Raw genomic sequence first — 20065 nt, 5'->3', positions numbered from 1 at the left:
GGAAACACCTTTCGAGATCGAAGATAAAAAAATGGCGGGCGCTGCCGAAGCACCGCCCGCCAGGACAGGGGGAGTTAGAAGGAGAAGCCCGCCGAGAGCTTCACCGTCCGCGGCGGGTTCCCGCCGATGCTGTAGGTCGACCGTTCGCGATAGATGCTGGGCGAACCCGCATCCCGCGTCGCGTCGTCCGGGCTGTTATTGAAGTCGACATAGTTGCGGTCGTTCATCGCGTTGATGATGTCGAGCCGGAAGCGGACGCGTGCCTGATCGTACAGGAAGTTGAGCGGCACGTACTTGGTGATCGCCAGATCGAGCTGACGACGGCCCCAGCGATCGCCCAGGCCGAACGCTTCCGCACCGACGACCGCTCGCTCATACGGGTCGGACCGGTCTACGATCGTGCGCAGATAGGTCGGCGACTCGATCTGGAACTTGGCCGAGATCGACATGTCGATCGGCAGGTCCACGCTGCCCGCCACCACGAAGCGATGCCGCGGCACGGCGCCGGAGCGCACGAACGGGTAATCGGACGCACTCGGGAAATCGAGCAGGAAGTAGGCGGCTTGGTCCCCGTTCGGGCGGTTATCCTCCGCCTCCGTATAGGTGTAGGTCGCGTCCAAGCTCCACGGCGACGACGCCGAGTAGGACTTGGTCAGCTTGAAATATGCCGAGTCCGCCTTGGTCTCGAGCCCATTGTCACCGATGATGATCGCCCCATAGCCCGCCGGCGAGAAGTTGCCGGGTCCCTGCGGCGCACCGGTGGTCGGCGACGGCGCAAAGAACGAGCCGTCAGGGCGGCGGTTACCCATCAGGTAGACGAAACCGTCCTTGCTGACGATGCGGGTATAGCCGACTTCCAGCTCAACCGGGTTGAAGCGCCCGCGCAGGCCCAGGCTGAACTGGTCCGAATAGGGAACCTTCAGGTCGTTGTTGATGAAGCGGAATTCGCGTCCGCCCGCAGTGCCGGCCGCTGCCAGCTGCTGGCGGCCTTCCTCCGTCAGATAGACCGGATCCCAGGGGATGCAGACCGGGTTGGTCGGCAGGCAGGGGTTCTGCGTGTCCGCGTTCTGGAACAGGAAGGTGCGGCGCTGGAACCGCCCGGTTGCGAGCTCCTGCTGCAGGAAGTCGAACTGGTTGCGGTCATAGGACCGGCCGTAGCCGCCGAAGACCGAGAAGCGGCCCGCATCGTCGAAGCGATAGGTGAAGCCCAGCCGCGGTTGCCACGCGCCCTTGAACGCCTTCCGGTTGTTGCCGTTCGAGATATAGTCGTTGATGTCGTAATCGGCATTGATGAGGTTCGGATAGTTCTCCGGCGAGATCGCCGCCAGATCCTCGTCCGGCGTGACATAGTTGAGGAACGCCGGCGTCCGCTCGTAATCCCAGCGCAGGCCCAGGTTCAGCGTCAGCCGGTCGGTGACGTCCCAGTCGTCCTGGAGGTACAGGCCGAGCTGCCAGTTCTTGGAACGGATGCGCGGGTCACCCAGGTCGCCGACGGCACCGAACTGCAGCTGATACGGGATTTCATCGTTGAACCCGTCCGCGGTCGGCAGGTTGAGGTCATAGCTATACAGCGGGTTGAGCAGGTTCTGCTCCAGCGTATTGAGCTTGACCCACTTGCTCTTCACGCCGGCCTTGATCGTATGGCCTTCGAAGCCGGTCCAGGTGAAGTCATTCTGAACCGTCCAGCCGGTCTGACCCTTGTCCTGGAAGTTCAGACCGCCGCCGATGCGGAACAGATCATAGGTGTTGATGGAACTTCCGTTCACGTCCGAACGGCGGAACTGCTGGCCAATGCCATCGGTCGCCGGCCGGGGCGACCAGCTCACATCCTCATAGCCGACGCGGAAGTCGTTGATCCAGTTGTCGGTTGTGTGCTGCCAGCGCGCTGTGCCGCGGATTTCCTCCACGCTGTTCAGCGTCGCGGTGGAATAGGCGGCGATACCGTTGCTGATCTGGTATCCGGATTCGTCGCGATACTTGCCGGTGAACTCGATCAGGTCGCCATCGGTCGGCGTAATATCGATTTTTCCGAAATACAGGTCCTGCTTGAAGTTGGAGCTGTAGGAACCGAACAGATCGCGATACTGCGCCGGCAGGCTGTCCACGGCGATACCGTTGCCGGGCAGGATGTCGACCGGCGTATCGCGCCGCTTGCCTTCGTACGTCACGAAGAAGTGCGCCACGTCCTTGACGATCGGACCGCCCAGCGCGACGCCGAACTGCTTGTCGGTGGTCTCGACCTTGGGGATCTTGTTCGGATAGATTTCAGTCGGACGACGATCGCGCAGGCTCTGGTCGGTATAGTCGAAGAAGCCTTCGCCGTGGAACTCGTTGGTGCCCGACTTGGTGTTCGCGGTGATTGCGACCGACCCGACCTGGTCGAACTCCGCCTTGTAGTTCGACGAAATCACCTGATACTCGCCGATCGCGAGCTGCGGGAACGGGTTGCCCGGCGACGAGTCCTGGCCGGTCAGGCCGCCGCGCAGGACATAGTCCTTCTGGCTGACACCGTCGATGAACACGTTGACCGAGTTGCTGCCCTGCGCGCCGCCCTGGATGCGCGACGACCCGTCGGCGCTCTCGATGAAGCGCACGCCCGGCGCCAGATCGGCAAAGGCGAGGAAGTTGCGATTGACCTGCGGCAGCTGCTCGATGAGCCGGGTCGTGATGTTGATGCCGACCTGGCCGCCCGCCAGCGAGCGGATGCGGCTGCCGGTGACGATGACGTCGCCTTCCGGCGCGCCCTGGCTGCCGTCGGCAATGTCACCGGCCGGTGCCTGGCCGTCTGCAGGCGCGCCCGCCGAGACTTCGGTCAGGTCGATATCGAGTCCGGCCGTCTGGCCGACGTTCAGCGTGAAGTTGTCGGAGTTGCGCGTGCCGTTCTGGAGCTTGATCTCAAGCCGATAGGTGCCGGCGCGCAGCGACGCGAAATTATAGCTGCCGTCCGGGCCAGCCGCCACGGTGCGGCGGATGCCGGTGGCGACTTCCACGGCGGTCACTTCCACGACCGGATTGTCGGCGGACGCCGTGATGGTGCCGCGAAGCGACGCCTGTCCGACCTGCGCCGAAGCCGGCGTGATCGCAACCGCGCCGGCCGCCAGCATCGTCGCGCCCGCGAGCGCAAGCCGCAAAGCCTTGGTCCTGCTCATGATGTTTGCCCTTGTTCCCTGCTTACCGGTTGTTTTGTGTTGGTGGCCGCTCCGGTGGTCTCGCGCACGATGAGCTCGGGCGTACGCGGCTCGACCGCTTGGTCGACCCCTCCTGCGATCAGTGCTGCGAGCCGGACGACCGCACGCGCGCCGATTCCGGCGATGCCGACGCGCATGGTGGTGAGGGCCGGCGAGATCAGCCGCGCGAGCGGCACATCGTCGAAGCCGGCGATTGCGATGCGCCCGGGCACGTCCACCCCGGCGCGGCGAAAGCGCATCATCGCGCCGATCGCCATCATGTCATTGGCTGCAAACAGCGCGTCCGCAGCGTTCGAGCCGCCGAGTTCGGAAAGCAGCACCTCAGCCGCGGCCGTTCCGGCCTCCTCGAAGAAGTCGCCCGCCAGCACGCGCGGCGCCAGCCCGTGGCGCGCCATCGCCGCACGATAGCCCGCGACGCGCGCCTGCGCCTCCGTGTTTCCCGAAGGCCCGGCCAGATGGACGATGCGCCGGCGGCCGATCGCCACCAGATGTTCGACCATCGCCTCGGCACCCGCAGCGTTGTCGACCCGCAGTTCGGCGCGCCGTTGCGTATTCTCGCGACAGTTGATCAGCACCGCCGGCAGGCTTGCCGGCAGGTGGCCGAACATCTCCTGGGGGTCCAGGTCCGGCGCCATGATAATGACCCCATCGACCCGCCCGCGCATGGTGCGCAGCGTCTCGACCGCACGAGCCGGATTGGCATGGGCGTTTGAGAGCAGCAGTTGCAGCCCGCGCGCCGACGCCTCGCTGTCGATGCCGCGCGCGGTTTCTGAGAAGAACTCGCCATGCAGGTCCGGCAGCATCACGCCGATCGCGTTGGTGCGGGCCAGGCTCAGGTTGCGGGCGCCGGCATGAGGCACATAGCCAAGCGCCGTGGCGGCCGCCTGCACCCGCTCGCGAACGGCGGCGCGCACATTGCTGTGTCCGTTGAGGACGCGCGACACGGAGGCGACGGATACGTCTGCCTCACGAGCCACATCCCGGATGGTGGCGTGCACCATTGCGCCCTCGACTTCCTTCCCAAACCTCGCGGCCGGATCCCGGCCCTGCCAGCGGCTTTCTGTTGCGCCGCTGATCACTCTGTGTGTAACCGGTTACATCAGTTCGACACCCACGGCAAGAAGGCGATACAAGCCAGGCCGGAACCGCGGCGACGCGACACGTTTGGAGAGGATTTCTGTGATGGACGACCTGCGCATTTCCCGGCGCGCGATGGTGATGGGCGCAGCGACGCTCGCCGCCTGGCGGGCCAGTCCTGCCCATGCCCTGCTGCGCACGGTTGCCGCCGAAAGCCAGGGCCTGCCCGCATCGGTCGAGGCGCTGGTGGCCAAGATGACCGTCGAGGAAAAGGCGGGCCAGCTGACCCTGATGGCCGCCGCCTGGGCCGGGGGTGCCGCCACCGCGCTCAATCCTGCCGGGGACAACGGCACCTTCGATGCGCAGCTCGCCGAGACACGCGCCGGGCGCCTGGGCGGCGTCTTCAACGGCAATGGCGCCGAGATGGCGCGCCAGATGCAGCGTGTGGCGGTGCGGGAATCGCGCCTCAGGATCCCGCTGCTGTTCGCAGCCGACGTCATCCACGGCTTTCGCACGGTCTTCCCGGTTCCGCTCGCCGAAGCCGCCAGCTTCGAGCCCGAGCTGGTGGAAAAGACCGCGCGCGTTGCGGCGATCGAAGCGGCGGCCGCCGGCATCGACTGGACCTTTGCGCCGATGGTCGATGTCGCACGCGACGCCCGCTGGGGCCGCGGCGTGGAAGGATCAGGCGAGGACGTGCGGCTGGGTCGCGACATGGCCGCGGCGCGCGTCCGCGGCTTCCAGGGCAAGTCGCTCTGGGCCAATGACTCGGTCATGTCCTGCGCCAAGCATTTCGCCGCCTATGGCGCGGCGGAAGCCGGCCTCGACTATGGCGCGGTCGACGTGTCGGAGCACACGCTGCGCGAGATCTATTTCCCGCCGTTCCAGGCTGCGTTCGGCGCCGGATCGGGAACGACGATGGCCTCGTTCAACGAACTCTCAGGCGTGCCTGCGACCGCCAATCCCTGGCTGCTCGACGATGTGCTCCGCAAGGAATGGGGCTTCGACGGGCTGGTGGTCTCCGACTACACCGGCGACTATGAGCTGATCGACCATGGCTTCGCCGCGGACGCGCGCGAGGCGACCAAGCTCGCCTTCCTGGCCGGCGTCGACATGAGCATGCAGAGCGGCTTCTACATCCAGCACCTGCCCGGCCTGGTCGCCGCGGGCGAAGTGCCGATGGCACGGCTGGACGAGGCGGTACGCCGGGTCCTTGCACTCAAGGTGCGGCTGGGCCTGTTCGACGATCCCTTCCGCCGCATCGACCCGCGCCGCGAAAAGGCGCGCGTGCGCACCAAGGCGAACCTGGCGGTCGCGCGCGAGGCCGGGCGCCGCTCGATCGTGCTGCTCAAGAACGAAGGCGACCTGCTGCCCCTCCCCCGCTCGGGCAAGCGGATCGCGCTGATCGGGCCGTTTGCGCAAGGGCAGCACGACCTCGTGGGTCCGTGGAACGTCTATGGCACCGACGCCGATGCGGTGGACCTGCTGACCGGCGTGCGCCAGGCGATGGCCGATCCCTCTCTGGTTACGGCCACCGCCGGTTCGGGCATCGACGCGCCGCTGGCGGGCGGCATCGATGCAGCGGTCGCTGTGGCCCGCGCGGCCGACATCGTCGTCCTCGCGATCGGCGAGAGCCAGAACATGTCGGGCGAGGCGCAGTCCCGTAACTTGATCGTGATGCCGCCGGCGCAGCAGGCGCTGGCCGAGGCGGTCGCCAAGACGGGCAAGCCGGTCGTCGTACTGCTCAAGAACGGTCGCGCGCTGGCGCTGGAGGGGGCGGTGCTGAACGCGCCCGCGATCCTGGTCACCTGGTTCCTCGGCTCCGAAAGCGGCCCCGCGACCGCCGACATCCTGTTCGGCCTGGAGGGGCCGTCCGCGCGCCTGCCGGTCAGCTTCCCGCAGGTGCCGGGCCAGGTGCCCTATTATTACGCGCACAAGCGCAGCGGGCGGCCGAATCCGGAAGGCCCGCTCCAGCCGTACAAGACGCATTATCGCGAAGCGTCGAATCAGGCGCGGTTCCCCTTCGGGCACGGCCTCACCTATGGTCGGATCGAATATTCCGGGCTCGACCTGGGCGGCGGCAGCCTTGCCTGGGACGGCACGCTGACGGTGCGGGCGACGATCACCAACCGCGGCACGCGCGCGGCCGAAGAGGTGGTCCAGCTCTACATCAACGACCAGACCGCCAGCCTCACCCGCCCCGTTCGCGAGTTGAAGGGCTATCGCAAGATCAAGCTTGCGCCTGGCCAGTCGCAGCAGGTGCAGTTCACCCTCACCCGCGCCGACCTCCAGTTCCTGGGCCGCGACAACCGCCCGACCGTGGAGACCGGGCTGTTCCGCCTCTGGGTAGCCCCCTCCGCCGAAGCCGAAGGCGTGTCGGGAAGCTTCACGCTGAGCAGGGGCTAGGCGCCGCCACCACCGTGTTCCTGCGAGGGTGGGAGCACGGTACCTTCAATCCCCTTTGGGGCGCGCTGCCAGGTCTGCAACGATCGCCGCATGCGCGCCCCGCCGCAGCGGGTTGGCCCACATCACCAGCGCCGACAGTGCGAAGCACAGCGCCGGCATCAGCAGCATCACCCAGCGGATGCCCGCCACCGTCTCCGGCGTCTGCACGGCATCGGGTTGGTAGCCAGCCAGCTGGTAGACGACGCCCATCAAGCCCGCGGCGATGCCGAAGGCGAACTTCTGCACCAGCGCGGATACGCCAAAGCCGAGCGCCTCCACCCGCACGCCGACGCGATGCTCGCCATATTCTACCGTGTCGGGCAGCATCGCCCAGAACACCAGGTTGAACCCGACCAGCGCCGCCTGCATCACCACCAGGAAGAGTTGCGTCGTCGAGACATTGGCCCTGCCCATGCCGGCAAATACCGCAATCGTCGCAATGCCAAGCAGCGCCGAGGCGAACCACAGCGCCCGCATGCCCGTGCGCGTGCCGATCGCCATCCAAAGCGGCACGAACACCGCGCCGGCAAAGCCCATCATCGCCAGCGCCGCCGGGCCGCCCGCCGCATCGCCCACGACATAGTGGAAGTAGTAGAGCACCGACCGGGTGAGCGCGGTCGCCGCCATGCCGACCCCGGCCATCGCCAGGTTGAGCGTCACAAAGGCGCGGTTGCGCACCAGCACCCGCATGGCGGCCAGAACGGGGATCCCGGCTTGCCCCTGGCCGCGCGCCGCGGGCGACCCGCGACCCACCACCAGCAGCAATGCGGCGCCTACGACCCCGAACAGCAGCGCTGCCGCCAGATAACTTCCCGTCGCCGCGAGGCCCCCCGGTGCCAGTACGGCAATCCTTTCCGTACCCAATGCCACGACCAGCGCCGCCGCCGTGCCGAACAACATGCGCAGGCCAGAGATCTGCGCCCGCTGACTGCTGTCGCCCGTGATCCGCGCCGTCATCGCCGAATAGGGAATGTTCACGAACGCATAGAGCGCGCGGAACAACAGGTGCAGCGCCAGCACCGCGGCCGCCAGCGCGGCACCTTCCAACGGCGGCGCCACGTAGAGCAGCACGAAACCAAGGCCCAGGGGCACCGCCCCCGCGGTCAGGAACCAGCGATAGTCCCGCCGCGACCGCTCCGCGTGGATGCCGACGAGCAGGTCGGCGATCCCGTCCCAGATCGACCCGACCAGCAGCACCAGCCCCGCGACCGCGGGCGAGAGCCGCAGCGCGTCGGTGTAGAAGAACAGCAGAAAGAAGCTCAGGCTCTGCCAATAGAGGTTGCAGGCGAAATCGCCCGAAGCGAACAGCGTGATCCGCCCCAGCGAGGGCTTGGACGGGAGCGCAGGAACGGGATCAGAGGCGGGCGCTTCAGGAAACTGCATCCTCGCCATCACGCGCCTGCCTCCACGCGCTTGTCAACCGCGCGGCCCCGCCGGAACGCAGCGGCGCGGCAGCGCGTTCGATCGGCCAAAAGGAGAGTCTCATGACCCATGTCGCTGCCACTTCCCCCATCGAGCGCATCGCCCGCGTGCTGGTGGCCCACGCCCTCAGCCCCAATGGCCGGGGCGATGCGGAGCCGGACGAAGTCGTCAGCGCAGAAGTCAACGACCGTCTGCCCGACGAACTCCCCCGCGCCGCCGCGATCCTGCGCGCGCTGCGCGAACCAAGCGCGGAGATGGTCGCCGCCGGCAACGCGCTCGGCAGCTCCGACGTCGCCGAGATCTGGGACACGATGGTCCGCGCCGCCCTGGGCGAAAAGCCGCGGGTCGTACCGGCGCCTGCGCCGATTCCGCTAGCGGACTGATGCAAACAGGGGGAGCGACGCTCCCCCATTTTCTCTCTCGAAGCACCCGCAACTGCGTCGAACAGTCAGCCGCCGGGAGACTGCCGCACCGCTGCCCTCGTGGTCCCGCGAGCCAGGATCAAGAGCCAAGCCGAGCAACAGCGGTTTGCGCCCAGACCGCCGGGCCCTACCTGCGCAAGACCTTGGGAAGCACCTTCCGGGCTCCTGCGCAGGCAGGAGCCCGGGGCGACCACTTACTCCCCGTCGGGCTTCGCCATATTCTCGTGCATCCGCGCAAGCAGCGTGTCGGGCACGATGTGGCTGACCGCCGCCTGGATCTTGTTCTTGGTGCCCGCGACGACATGCGCCGAGCCTTCCTGCATGGCGTCCCAGCCGGTGCGCGCCACCATCGCGGCGTCGTCCTTTTCCTGGGTGCCGACCGGCGTGTCCATCATCCCTGCGCGCTTGAAGAACTCGGTCTCGGTCGGGCCCGGCATAAGCACCGTGATCGACACGCCCGTGTCCTTCAGCTCGTTGCGCAACGCGTAGGAGAAGCTGTCGAGATAGGCCTTGGTGCCGTTGTACACCGCCTGATAGCTGCCCGGGATCAGGCCTGCGATCGACCCGGTGATCAGCACCTGCCCTGCGTCACGCGCCTTCATCCGTTGCAGCATCTTCTGCAGCAGATAGGTCGTGCCGACGACATTGGTGTCGATGACGCGCCGCCATGCGGTGACGTCCTGTTCCAGGAACGCATGGCCCAAGCCGAGCCCGGCGTTCGCGACGAGCACGTCTACGTCACGCTCCCCGATCGCGGCAAGCAGCTGGTCGTTGCCTTCGATGGTGGAAAGGTCGGCCTGCACCGCCTGTACCGAGATCCCGTCGCCGCCGAATGCGCCTGCGACCGTGTTGATCTGCGCTTCGTCGGAGACGACGATCAGGTCGAAGCCCTCTCCCGCCGCAATCTTTGCGATTTCATACCCGATGCCGCTCGACGCACCGGTGATCACTGCAAGCTTTTCTGGCATGGTTCGCATCCTCTCCAACGACGGGCGTCAGGCCTTTGCCCAGTCCGGCTTCAGCACCACCTTGGTGCATTCGTTCTGCTCGTTCTTGAACTTGGCATAGCCCTTGGGAGCGTCCTCCAGGCTCATGCGGTCCGAAATCAGGAAGGTCGTGTCGATCTTCTCCTCCAGGATCGCCTGGAGCAATGCCGGCAGGTAGCGCTGGACGTGTGTCTGGCCCGTCTTGAGCGTCAGTCCCTTCTCCATGACCGCGCCGAACGGGAACTTGTCGACAAAGCCGCCATAGACGCCCGGCACCGACACGCGCCCGCCCTTGCGGCACGCCATGATCGCCTGGCGCAGCGCATGCGGACGATCGGTGCCGAGGAACGTCGACGCCTTGATCTGGTCGACGACATTGTCGAGGTAGAGGCCGTGGCTCTCCAGCCCCACGGCATCCATCACCGCATCCGGGCCGATGCCGCCCGTCATGGTCATCAGCGCATCATAGACGTTGGTCTCTTCGAAGTTGATGACCTCCGCGCCCATCTGCTTGGCGAGTTCCAGCCGGTGCGGGAAATGGTCGATCGCGATCACCCGATGCGCGCCCATCACGAACGCCGACTGGATGCCGAACAGCCCGACCGGGCCGCAGCCCCAGACGGCGACCGTATCGCCCGGCTCGATGTCGCAATTCTCCGCTGCCATCCAGCCGGTCGGCAGGATGTCCGACAGGAACAGCACCTTGTCGTCCTCGATCCCGTCCGGGATGACGATCGGTCCCACGTCCGAGAAGGGCACGCGGACATATTCCGCCTGGCCGCCCGGATAGCCGCCTGTCATGTGGCTGTAGCCGAACAGCCCGGCAGGAGCTGCGCCCCACAAATTGGGGGCGATGTCCTGGTTGTCGGCCGGATTGGAGTTGTCGCAGGCCGAGTACTGCTGCTTGCCGCAGAAATAGCATTCGCCGCATGCGATCACGAAGGGAACGACGACGCGCTGGCCCTTCTTGAGCGTCGACTTGGGACCCGTCTCGACCACCTCGCCCATGAACTCATGGCCCAGGATGTCGCCCGCCTTCATGGTGGGAATATAGCCGTCGTAGAGGTGCAGGTCCGACCCGCAGATCGCCGTCGAGGTGATCTTCAGGATCGCATCGCGCGGGTTGAGGATCTCGGGATCGGGGACCGAATCCACGCGGACGTCGTGCTTGCCGTGCCAGGTAAGTGCGCGCATCGGGTGTTTCCTTCGGGAAGAGGGGGATCAGGCTTTCGGGGCGGGGTTCGGCGGCGAGCTGGTGGCGATCTCGCCGGTCTCCAGCAGTTGCTTGAACCGCCGAAGGTCGCGGCGTGCCTGGATCCTCGGTTCCTTCTGGGTAAGTTTGGCGACGACCTTGCCAACCAGCCCGGCCGGCGGTTCATAGGCGATCGCCGCCGTCACCACCGTGCCGCGCCCGGGGTTGGCGTCGGTAAACGCCACCCAGCCGCTGTTCTCGACATCGGCGCCCTCGGCCGATTTCCACGCGATGCGCTCGCCCTCGACATCCTCGGTGACGATCGCGTCCCATTCATAGATGCCGTTCGGCCCCTTCACCTTCCAGTGCGAGCGGGTGCGGTCGAGCACCTGGATAGACTCGACATTCTCCAGCACCCCGGCGAGCTTCGAGAAGTCCCGCCAATAGGCGTAGAGTTCCTGACGCGGCTTGTTGATCGTGACAGCCACGCCGTACACGGAAGACTCGCCTCCCGGCGTGTCCGCCCGCCGAACGGCTGCGTCCTTGGCCAGGATGTCGGGCGCGTCGTCCCTCGCCTCATCGCTCATCGCATCGCTCCTCGGCTATTTCTTTGGTGCGGCGTCCCTGCGCCGTCTGCCCATGCCAACCACCGGCCGCTCCAGGCGTTCCGTAGAAGCCGTCCAGACTGCGCCGGGTCGGACGTTGTGAGCGGCACACGCCCACGCTATGCGGCGGGCCATGTCGACCGCACCGCTCACGCTGTACAATTCGCTGACCCGCTCGCTGGAGCCTTTCGCGCCCGCCGATCCGGCGCGGGGCGCGCGCGTCTATTCCTGCGGCCCGACGGTCTACAACTATGCGCACATCGGCAACCTGCGCGCCTATGTGTTCACCGATACGCTCGGGCGCGTGCTGCGCTGGAAGGGGTATCCCCTCACCCATGTCATCAACATCACCGACGTCGGCCATCTGACGTCGGACGCGGACGCCGGCGACGACAAGATGGAGGCGGCGGCGCGTGCCCAGGCGCAGAGCATCTGGGACATCGCCGCGCACTACACTGCCGCGTTCAAGCAGAACCTGGCGGACCTCAACATCGCGGATCCCACGCGCTGGTCGGTGGCCACCGACCACATCGCCGAAATGATCGCCTTTGCCGAAAAGATCGCGCCCGATCATTGCTACGAACTCGACAGCGGCCTCTATTTCGACAGCCGCAGCGTGCCCAACTATGGCCGGCTCGCGGGTGGCCAGGACGACGCCGGCGAGGGGCGCATCGATCCGGTCGCCGGCAAGCGCCACCCGCAGGACTTCGCAATCTGGCGCAAGTCGCCGCCGGGCGAGCAGCGCCAGATGGAATGGGACTCCCCCTGGGGCAAGGGGGCGCCGGGCTGGCATCTCGAGTGCTCGGTGATGAGCCTGAAGTATCTCGGTCCCGAGCCGTTCGACATCCACACCGGCGGCATCGATCATCGCGAGATCCACCATCCCAACGAGATCGCGCAGAACCAGGCGTTCTGCGGCTGCACCGACGCCGACCCCGACTTCACCGGCGCGCGCTTCTGGATGCACAACAACTTCCTGGTCGAGCGATCGGGCAAGATGTCCAAGTCGAAGGGCGGCTTCACCACGCTGCAGACGCTGATCGATGCGGGCGTCCACCCGCTGGCTTACCGCCTGATGTGCCTGTCGGCGCACTATCGCAGCGAGCTGGAATTCTCGGGCGAGAACCTGCTGGCGGCACTCACCCGCTTGAAGCGGCTGGTGATGACGGTGTCGGCGCTCAAGGCGCGTGCCGGCGATGCCGAGGGCAGCACGGACAAGGCCGAACCCTATCTCGCGCGCCTGGACGAGGCGGTTGCGGATGACCTTGCCACCCCGCGCGCGCTGCCGGTGCTGGACGAACTGCTCGCCGACAAGAAGCTGGCGCCGGCCGACCGGCTTGCCGCGCTCGCCCAGTTCGACGCCGTGCTCGGGCTCGACCTGCTGCACCTGGATCGCGCCGCGCTGCGGGTTCGCCCGGCGAGCGCGACGCTCACCGCCGAACTGGTCGAGGCGCGGCTGGCCGAGCGCAAGCAGGCCCGCGCCGACAAGGACTTCCCGCGCTCGGACGCGATCCGCGATGAGCTCGCAGCCTCCGGAATTGAAGTCATGGATGGCGACCCGCTCGGCTGGGACTGGAAGCCGGCGCTGTAGGCGTTCCGGCTGCAGCATGGTTCCGCACACGAAACGGAACCTCGCAGTGCACCAGATCATTCTTGCCGCCGTCCCGGTGCTGGCGCCAGCCGGCACCCGTGGCTGCATGAAAGGACGATGCATGGCACTTGGCTTTTCCTCCCGACGCACGCGTAGCTTCGCCTCCGTCGGTGCGCTTGCCGCACTGATGGCGCTGAGCGCCTGCAACAGCGCGAACGACTCCACCGCAGACAATGCCGAGGCGGCGTGGAACGACACCGCAGCGGACGCGAATGCCGCGGATGCGGCGGTCGTCGACGAAGCGGCGGCCGAAGAGGTCGAGGTGGTGGAGGTCCCCGCCGCCACCAGCAGCACCTCGTCGAGCGATGCGGCCGTCGTGACCGCGGCCGCCGGCATCGCCAGCGCGATCGCAGCCGACAGCGGCATCACGCGCGTCCGGCACGGGGATGGCTGGGCATGGATGCGCGACGGCAAGATCGTCCGCACGGCGTCGCGCGACGGCAAGCAGGTCGCCTATTTCCGGAATGGCGAGGACGCGCCCTTCTTCGTCCAGCAGGACGATCGCGGCTACACCTATCAGGGTGGGAAGGTCCGCAGCGTCGTCGACCGCAGCGGCACGTCGCAGAAACCGGACGCAACCCGCAGCCGGGAGGCGGAGCAGGCGGCAAAGACTGCACGCAGCCGCCACGATGCAGCCGTCAAGGCGGCCGAACGCACCCCCAGCGGTTCCGCGAGCCAGACCCGCGATGAACCAGGCGAGCGCACCACGCGTCCGACCAGCGATCGGACGAACCAGGACACGCGCGAGGCACAGCGCGGCAGCGGGTCCGACGACACGCCACGCGCCAGCGCGACGCCGACGCGGACTCAGCAGGCACCGAACCAGCGTATGGACCGTACGCCGGCGACCCGTCCGTCGGCCACGCCGGCGCAAGACGGCGATGGCGAGCGGCGTGACGATGCGCGCGAGGACGGACGCCGCTGATCGGGAAAAACACTGCCGGGCGCACGCGCGTCCGGCAGTACCCACAAAGCAGTTGCCCACCATTACCCTGTTCGGGTAAAGCCGGCGCATGACGACGCTAGCCGGTGCCAAGATCCGACGTTTCCGCGAAGAACGCGCGCTCACCCGCGCGGGCTTTGGTGCGTGGTACGACACGCCGGGTAGCACCGTCCAAGGCTGGGAAGAAGACGGCAAGCGCGCCAACGCCAAGGTGGTCAACCAGATCGCCGCGAACGGCATTGCGCATCATGCCGACTGGTTCATCCCGGCTCCCTCGCTGGAGAATGCAATGGCCGCGAACTGGGCGCCCGACAGCTGGAAACGGGCCGAGGCCCGCCAGCTCCCCGACTATCCCGACGCCGGCGCGCTTGACGCCGCCACCAATCAGCTCGCGAGCTTTCCGCCGCTGGTGTTCGCGGGCGAGGCACGCAACCTGACGGCGGAACTGGCCGAGGTTGCCGCCGGCCGCGCCTTCCTGCTCCAGGGCGGCGACTGTGCGGAAAGCTTTGCCGAGCACAGCGCCAACAACATCCGCGACACGTTTCGCGTGCTGCTGCAGATGGCGGTGGTGCTGACCTTTGCGTCCAAGCTGCCGACGGTGAAGCTCGGCCGCATGGCGGGCCAGTTCGCCAAGCCGCGGTCCACGCCGATGGAGGCACAGGGCGGCGTCGAACTGCCGAGCTATCGCGGCGACATCGTCAACGACATCGCCTTCACGCCCGAAGCGCGGATTCCCGATCCGCAGCGGATGATCCGCGGCTATTCGCAGTCGGCGGCGACGCTCAACCTGCTGCGTGCCTTTGCCACGGGCGGTTACGCGAACCTGCACCAGGTCCATCGCTGGACTCACGACTTCATGGGCAGCGGTCCACTGGCGCAGAAATACGCCGACATCGCCGACCGCATCAGCGAAGCGCTGGACTTCATGTCGGCGTGCGGCATCGACGCCGACAGCGTGCCGCAGTTGAAGGCGACGAGCTTCTACACCAGCCACGAGGCGCTGCTGCTGCCGTACGAGCAGGCGCTGACCCGCCAGGACTCGCTGACCGGCGACTGGTACGACACCTCTGCCCACTTCCTGTGGATCGGCGACCGCACGCGGTTCGAAGGCTCGGCGCATGTCGAGTACCTCCGCGGCATCCGCAACCCGATCGGCATGAAGTGCGGGCCGAGCCTGGAGCCCGACGCGCTGCTGCGCCTGCTCGACGTGCTCAACCCGGGGCGGGTCCCCGGGCGCATGACGCTGATCACCCGCTACGGTCACGACAAGATCGAGAAGCACCTGCCGACGCTGGTCCGCGCCGTTCAGCGCGAGGGGCATCCGGTGGTGTGGAGCTGCGACCCGATGCACGGCAACGTCATCAAGGCGGCGAACGGCTATAAGACTCGCCCGTTCGACCGCATCCTTGCCGAAGTGCGCGGCTTCTTTGCCGTGCATCGCGCAGAGGGCAGCTTCGCCGGCGGCATCCATGCGGAGATGACCGGCCAGAACGTCACCGAATGCACCGGCGGTGCGGTGGCGGTGACCGAACAGGCGCTTGCCGATCGCTACCACACCTATTGCGACCCGCGCCTGAACGCCGGGCAAAGCCTGGAACTCGCGTTCCTGCTGGCGGAAATGCTCAACGCGGAGATGGCGGAACGGCGGCGCGCGGCTGCCTGACGCGCAGCTTCGCCAGCCGGGGAGTCCGCCCGGCAATTGCTACCGATTGTTAGGGAAGTCTCGCTAGGAACGGGATCGGCAAACGGCGAATCCGGCGCACAGGGGGTGCGCCAAAGAGTGGCTGCTCGCCGACAAGGGGGGCGCCAGCCGTGGGGATGTTGCTTGTAGTCGCGCTTCTGCTCGCGATCCCCACCTATGGCCTGTCCTTCCTTCCCTTGGCCGGCGCTTTCCTGCTGCGCGCATGGATGCAGGGCTCCAGGCCCGAACTCCAGCCGGCGCAAAATGCCCTACCGGCGTTTCCGCTGGCGCAGACGGTTCCCCATCGCGCCGCCGCGCAGCATCGCAGCACCTCCCGCCCGCGGCCCGCCCTTCCCGCCTGGGCGAAGGACCCGGTAGCCGTCGAGCGGTTCCGGACAGACCTGCTCGACGCGCTTCCGAACCGTGGCGTCCCCCGGCCGTATGTCGCCGCGATCTTGTCGGCGGACGAGACGATCGCGCTAGCCCTGGCCGCCGCACGTACTGCCGAGGAGAGCGGCCGGGACTTCTACCGCCAGTGTTTCGCCACCGCCGACTTCATCGTCCGCCGCTGGAATGCCCTCGCGCCGGCGGAACAGCGCGCGTTCCAGGACCGGTATCGCTGACCGCGGGCCGATCAGGCCAGCGCGCGCCCGAAAAAGCCGAACAGCAGCGCCATTGTCTGGAGGAACAGCGCAGGATCATAGCGCGGCCCTTCGTCGCGCAGGAACGCATGCTGCGCATTCACCTCATGCCATTCATAGGTCGCGCCGACCGCCTCGAGCCGCTGGCGGATCGCCTCGCGCCCGGCAAAGGGGACATGCGGATCCTGTCGGCCCCACAGGAACAGCGCCTCGGCCTTCAACTCGGCCATGCGCGCCAGGCTGTCGTCCGAACGCCCCTCGCCCAGGGTGCCGGAATGAATATCCGTTGGATAGAAGCATGCCGCCGCTGACACGCGCGGATCAAGCGCGGCGCGATAGGCCAGGTGCCCACCCAGGCACACGCCGAGCGTGGCAAGCTTCCCGTTGCACGCGGGATTGCCGAGCAGCGCGGTCAGCCCCGCCTCCGCATCGGCATCATAGCCGGCGACCGGTTTGGTGAACTTCAGCGCATTGCCCCGGTCGGTGCCCGCCGCGTCATAGGCCAGCACCGTGCCCGCCGGCTCATATTCATGATAGACCTCCGGCACCGCCACGACATAGCCGTTGCCGGCGACCATCGCCGCCAGCCGTCGGATCGGTGCGGTGACCTGATAGATCTCGGAGAATAGCAGCACCCCCGGGAAGCGCCCCTCGACCGCTGGGCGGAACAGATGCATCCGCATCATGCCCCGGCCGGGCACCTCGACATCCTGGGTCTCGTCGCTGCGCAAGATCATTCACTACATCCCTTCTGTCCACCCCGCTCGGGGTCCCGCCGCCATAGCGCCGGAGCGGCTTTCCGAACCAGGCGTTCCAGAGCGCTACTTCCGCCCGAACAGCTTCTCCACGTCCGTCATCGACAGCTTCACCCAGGTTGGCCGGCCGTGATTGCACTGGCCGGAGTGCGGCGTGACCTCCATTTCGCGGAGCAGCGCGTTCATCTCCGCGACCGAGAGCACGCGTCCGGCTCGGACCGAGCCGTGGCAGGCCATGGTGGCGGCGACATGGTCGATCCGTTCCTTCAGGCTGAACGCCGTGTCGTGCGCCGCCAGTTCGTCCGCCAGGTCTGTGACCAGCCCGGCGATGTCACTCTTGCCGAGCATTGCCGGGGTCGCGCGCACCAGCATCGCGCGCGGGCCGAAGCGCTCCAGTTCCAGCCCGAACTCGGCGAGTTCGGCGCTGCGCTCCTCCAGCCGATCACACGCCGGCTCATCGAGTTCGACCACCTCGGGCAGCAGCAGCGCCTGGGCGGCGACACCGCCCTGCGCCAGCGCGCGGCGCATGCGCTCCAGCACCAGCCGCTCGTGCGCGGCATGCTGGTCGACCAGCACCAGCCCGTCCTCCGCTTCGGCCACAATATAGGTCTTGGCCACCTGCCCGCGCGCGACCCCCAGCGGATGTGCGGTGGTGGCCGGCACCGGCGCCTCCGCGACCTCGGCCCGGGCCTGGAGCGGAGGCGGCGTAAAGAAGCTCGTGCGCGGTTCGTGGAAGCTCGGCACCGGCGCATAGGGCGCCGCCCCCTGCCCTGCTGCCGCAGCGGCAGCGAAGAGCGCGCCCTCCGACATGGCGGGTGCCATCGGCTCCTGTTGCCACGCCGCCAGCGCATCGGCCTGCGGGCGCTGGACCACCCGATGCCCGGCGGCATCGAGCGAGCGGCGCAACCCGCCCACGATCAGCCCGCGCGCCAGCGCCGGGTCGCGGAAGCGCACCTCGGTCTTGGCAGGGTGGACGTTGACGTCGATCTGGTCGGCCGGCACTTCCAGGAACAGCGCCACCACCGCATGGCGATCGCGCGCCAGCATCTCGCCATAGGCGCCGCGCACCGCGCCCGCGAGCAGCCGGTCCTTTACCGGCCGGCCGTTCACGAACAGATATTGATGGTCGGCGATCCCGCGGTTGAAGGTCGGCAGCCCGGCAACCCCGCCCAGCCGCATGCCCTCCCGTACATAATCGATCGCGACGCTGTTCTCGGCAAGCGCGCGGTCGACCAGCCCGGCCACCCGCTCCGGCTGAGTCTCGCCGCCCTGCACCGACAGCGCGCGCCTGCCGTCATGCTCCAGTGAGAAGGCGATGTCCGGCCGGGCCATCGCCAGCCGCCGCACCGCATCGAGGCAGGCGCCGAACTCGGCGCGCGGCGTGCGCAGGAACTTGCGGCGCGCCGGCACGCGCGCGAACAGCCCCTCGACCCGGACGCGCGTGCCCGGCGGCACGGCGGCCGGCCCCTCCGCCTCGACCCGGCCATTGTCGACCGCCCGCATCCAGCCCACGCTGCCGCGCGGCCGGCTTTCCATCGTCAGGCGCGCCACGCTCGCGATGGAAGGCAGCGCCTCGCCCCGGAAGCCCAACGTCTCGACTGCCTCGATGCGTTCGTCGGGCAGCTTGGAGGTCGCGTGCCGCTCCAGCGCCAGTGCCATGTCGCTGGGCGCCATGCCGCAGCCATCGTCGGTCACTTCGATCAGGTCAATGCCACCGCTCGCGATCCTGACGGCAATGCGGGTGGCACCTGCGTCGATGGCGTTTTCGACCAGTTCCTTCAACGCACTGGCGGGGCGTTCCACCACTTCACCGGCGGCGATGCGGTTGACGAGATGCTCGGGCAAGCGTCGTATTGACATGGGTGCCGCTCTAGCCCAAGCGGCGCCATCCCGCGACCCGCATCCGCCACGTAAATCGGCCGGAGAAATCCAGTCGGTGGGGTCCGGAACAGGTGCGAACTGCCGCGACGGGGGCGACGCGGCGATAGACGGAACAACTGATGGCGCTCTTCTCCCGCTTCTTCAAATTCATGTCGCACGACATGGCGATCGATCTCGGCACCGCGAATACGGTGGTCTATCTGCGCGGTCGCGGCATCGTCCTGAACGAACCGTCGGTGGTGGCGGTGGAAACGCTCAACGGCGTCAAGAAGGTGAAGGCGGTCGGCGACGACGCCAAGCTGATGATGGGCAAGACGCCCGGCTCGATCGAGGCGATCCGCCCGCTGCGCGACGGCGTCATCGCCGACATCGACGTAGCCGAACAGATGATCAAGCACTTCATCGAGAAGGTGCACGGCAAGCGCCGCTTCGTGCGCTGGCCCCAGATCGTGATCTGCGTCCCCTCGGGATCGACCTCGGTCGAGCGCCGTGCGATCCGCGACGCCGCTTCCAATGCCGGCGCCAGCCAGGTGTTCCTGATCGAGGAGCCGATGGCGGCCGCGATCGGCGCCGACATGCCGGTGACCGAGCCGATCGGCTCGATGGTCGTCGACATCGGCGGCGGCACCACCGAAGTCGCCGTGCTCTCGCTGCGCGGCCTCGCCTATTCGACCTCCGTCCGCGTCGGCGGCGACAAGATGGACGAAGCGATCGTCAGCTACGTCCGCCGCAACCACAACCTGCTGATCGGCGAAGCAACGGCCGAGCGCATCAAGCAGGAAGTCGGCACGGCCAAGCCGCCGGCGGACGGCATCGGCAAGGTGATCCACATCAAGGGTCGCGACCTCGTCAACGGCGTGCCCAAGGAAATCCAGATCAACCAGGGCCAGATCGCCGAGGCGCTGGCCGAGCCGGTCAACACGATCGTCGAGGGCGTCCGCATCGCGCTGGAGAACACCGCGCCTGAGCTCGCCGCCGACATCGTCGACCAGGGCATCGTTCTCACCGGCGGCGGCGCGCTGCTGCACGGGCTGGACGAGGTCCTGCGCGACGAAACCGGCCTGCCGGTGTCGGTCGCGGAGGATCCGCTGACCTGCGTCGCGCTGGGCACGGGCCGCGCGCTTGAGGACGATATCTACCGGGGCGTTCTGCTCGCCGTCTGATTAAGGGGTTGCCGGC

Annotated in this window: 15 protein-coding genes; 7 read left to right on the top strand and 8 right to left on the bottom strand. The window is 67.6% G+C overall.

Annotated features, from left to right (window positions below; translation table 11 throughout):
* Nucleotides 1-74: 74 nt before the first annotated feature.
* Nucleotides 75-3149 (bottom strand): TonB-dependent receptor, encoded by a 3075-nt coding sequence (locus tag LK533_RS07420; protein WP_229362139.1) that lies wholly within the window; start codon nt 3147-3149, stop codon nt 75-77.
* Complete coding sequence (locus LK533_RS07415; RefSeq protein WP_229362138.1) at nt 3146-4189, bottom strand: LacI family DNA-binding transcriptional regulator; 1044 nt, start codon at nt 4187-4189, stop codon at nt 3146-3148. Before LK533_RS07415 ends, LK533_RS07420 begins: the two co-directional genes overlap by 4 nt.
* A gap of 181 nt (nt 4190-4370) precedes the next feature.
* Between LK533_RS07415 and LK533_RS07410 the strand changes: the two genes are divergently transcribed.
* Nucleotides 4371-6668, top strand: coding sequence for a glycoside hydrolase family 3 N-terminal domain-containing protein (locus LK533_RS07410; RefSeq protein ID WP_229362137.1), 2298 nt, complete (start codon nt 4371-4373; stop codon nt 6666-6668).
* Between the two features lie 45 nt (nt 6669-6713).
* Here LK533_RS07410 and LK533_RS07405 read toward each other — a convergent pair whose 3' ends face one another.
* Nucleotides 6714-8090, bottom strand: a complete 1377-nt coding sequence (locus LK533_RS07405) for an MFS transporter (protein WP_229362136.1) — start codon at nt 8088-8090, stop codon at nt 6714-6716.
* Nucleotides 8091-8191: 101 nt separating this feature from the next.
* Between LK533_RS07405 and LK533_RS07400 the strand changes: the two genes are divergently transcribed.
* Nucleotides 8192-8512, top strand: coding sequence for a hypothetical protein (locus LK533_RS07400; protein ID WP_229362135.1), 321 nt, complete (start codon nt 8192-8194; stop codon nt 8510-8512).
* A 233-nt stretch (nt 8513-8745) separates the two neighbouring features.
* On the opposite strand, the gene LK533_RS07395 is transcribed toward LK533_RS07400, so the two are convergent.
* From LK533_RS07395 to LK533_RS07385, 3 genes are read right to left on the bottom strand one after another with little or no spacing between them, the layout of a single operon-like run.
* Nucleotides 8746-9519: an SDR family NAD(P)-dependent oxidoreductase gene (locus LK533_RS07395; RefSeq protein ID WP_229362134.1), complete on the bottom strand. Its 774-nt coding sequence runs from the start codon at nt 9517-9519 to the stop codon at nt 8746-8748.
* A 27-nt stretch (nt 9520-9546) separates the two neighbouring features.
* Nucleotides 9547-10731, bottom strand: coding sequence for a zinc-dependent alcohol dehydrogenase (locus LK533_RS07390; protein ID WP_229362133.1), 1185 nt, complete (start codon nt 10729-10731; stop codon nt 9547-9549).
* A gap of 27 nt (nt 10732-10758) precedes the next feature.
* Nucleotides 10759-11316 (bottom strand): SRPBCC family protein, encoded by a 558-nt coding sequence (locus LK533_RS07385; protein WP_229362132.1) that lies wholly within the window; start codon nt 11314-11316, stop codon nt 10759-10761.
* Nucleotides 11317-11467: 151 nt separating this feature from the next.
* On the opposite strand from LK533_RS07385, the gene cysS reads away from it, so the two are divergent.
* The 4 genes from cysS (at nt 11468) to LK533_RS07365 (ending at nt 16232) form a co-directional block, all read left to right on the top strand.
* A complete protein-coding gene (gene cysS, locus LK533_RS07380; protein ID WP_229362131.1) occupies nt 11468-12925 on the top strand; it encodes a cysteine--tRNA ligase in 1458 nt (485 codons plus the stop codon).
* 121 nt (nt 12926-13046) lie between these two features.
* Nucleotides 13047-13910: a hypothetical protein gene (locus tag LK533_RS07375; RefSeq protein WP_229362130.1), complete on the top strand. Its 864-nt coding sequence runs from the start codon at nt 13047-13049 to the stop codon at nt 13908-13910.
* Nucleotides 13911-14217: 307 nt separating this feature from the next.
* Entirely contained in the window at nt 14218-15591 is a 1374-nt protein-coding gene (locus tag LK533_RS07370) for a class II 3-deoxy-7-phosphoheptulonate synthase (RefSeq protein ID WP_229362172.1), read from the top strand.
* 149 nt (nt 15592-15740) lie between these two features.
* The gene (locus LK533_RS07365) at nt 15741-16232 is read left to right on the top strand and encodes a hypothetical protein (protein WP_229362129.1); all 492 of its coding nucleotides are present in this window, start codon (nt 15741-15743) and stop codon (nt 16230-16232) included.
* A gap of 11 nt (nt 16233-16243) precedes the next feature.
* Here the strand turns inward: LK533_RS07365 and LK533_RS07360 are convergent, their stop codons facing one another.
* Entirely contained in the window at nt 16244-16987 is a 744-nt protein-coding gene (locus tag LK533_RS07360) for a dienelactone hydrolase family protein (RefSeq protein ID WP_229362128.1), read from the bottom strand.
* 84 nt (nt 16988-17071) lie between these two features.
* Nucleotides 17072-18865, bottom strand: a complete 1794-nt coding sequence (gene mutL, locus LK533_RS07355) for a DNA mismatch repair endonuclease MutL (protein WP_229362127.1) — start codon at nt 18863-18865, stop codon at nt 17072-17074.
* Nucleotides 18866-19005: 140 nt separating this feature from the next.
* Between mutL and LK533_RS07350 the strand changes: the two genes are divergently transcribed.
* Nucleotides 19006-20049: a rod shape-determining protein gene (locus LK533_RS07350; protein ID WP_229362126.1), complete on the top strand. Its 1044-nt coding sequence runs from the start codon at nt 19006-19008 to the stop codon at nt 20047-20049.
* Nucleotides 20050-20065 lie beyond the last annotated feature (16 nt).

This window comes from Sphingomonas sp. PL-96, from assembly GCF_020707215.1.
GTDB lineage: Bacteria > Pseudomonadota > Alphaproteobacteria > Sphingomonadales > Sphingomonadaceae > Sphingomonas.
The sequence above is the reverse complement of the archived record's forward strand: the minus strand, read 5'-3'. Positions and strand labels throughout refer to the sequence as shown.

Excerpts from the sequence above, each read along its gene's own strand:
- LK533_RS07420 (WP_229362139.1), bottom strand. The coding sequence starts at position 3,149 with ATGAGCAGGACCAAGGCTTTGCGGCTTGCGCTCGCGGGCGCGACGATG.
- LK533_RS07415 (WP_229362138.1), bottom strand. The coding sequence starts at position 4,189 with ATGGTGCACGCCACCATCCGGGATGTGGCTCGTGAGGCAGACGTATCC.
- LK533_RS07410 (WP_229362137.1), top strand. The coding sequence starts at position 4,371 with ATGGACGACCTGCGCATTTCCCGGCGCGCGATGGTGATGGGCGCAGCG.
- LK533_RS07405 (WP_229362136.1), bottom strand. The coding sequence starts at position 8,090 with ATGCAGTTTCCTGAAGCGCCCGCCTCTGATCCCGTTCCTGCGCTCCCG.
- LK533_RS07400 (WP_229362135.1), top strand. The coding sequence starts at position 8,192 with ATGACCCATGTCGCTGCCACTTCCCCCATCGAGCGCATCGCCCGCGTG.
- LK533_RS07395 (WP_229362134.1), bottom strand. The coding sequence starts at position 9,519 with ATGCCAGAAAAGCTTGCAGTGATCACCGGTGCGTCGAGCGGCATCGGG.
- LK533_RS07390 (WP_229362133.1), bottom strand. The coding sequence starts at position 10,731 with ATGCGCGCACTTACCTGGCACGGCAAGCACGACGTCCGCGTGGATTCG.
- LK533_RS07385 (WP_229362132.1), bottom strand. The coding sequence starts at position 11,316 with ATGAGCGATGAGGCGAGGGACGACGCGCCCGACATCCTGGCCAAGGAC.
- cysS (WP_229362131.1), top strand. The coding sequence starts at position 11,468 with ATGTCGACCGCACCGCTCACGCTGTACAATTCGCTGACCCGCTCGCTG.
- LK533_RS07375 (WP_229362130.1), top strand. The coding sequence starts at position 13,047 with ATGGCACTTGGCTTTTCCTCCCGACGCACGCGTAGCTTCGCCTCCGTC.
- LK533_RS07370 (WP_229362172.1), top strand. The coding sequence starts at position 14,218 with ATGGCCGCGAACTGGGCGCCCGACAGCTGGAAACGGGCCGAGGCCCGC.
- LK533_RS07360 (WP_229362128.1), bottom strand. The coding sequence starts at position 16,987 with ATGATCTTGCGCAGCGACGAGACCCAGGATGTCGAGGTGCCCGGCCGG.
- mutL (WP_229362127.1), bottom strand. The coding sequence starts at position 18,865 with ATGTCAATACGACGCTTGCCCGAGCATCTCGTCAACCGCATCGCCGCC.
- LK533_RS07350 (WP_229362126.1), top strand. The coding sequence starts at position 19,006 with ATGGCGCTCTTCTCCCGCTTCTTCAAATTCATGTCGCACGACATGGCG.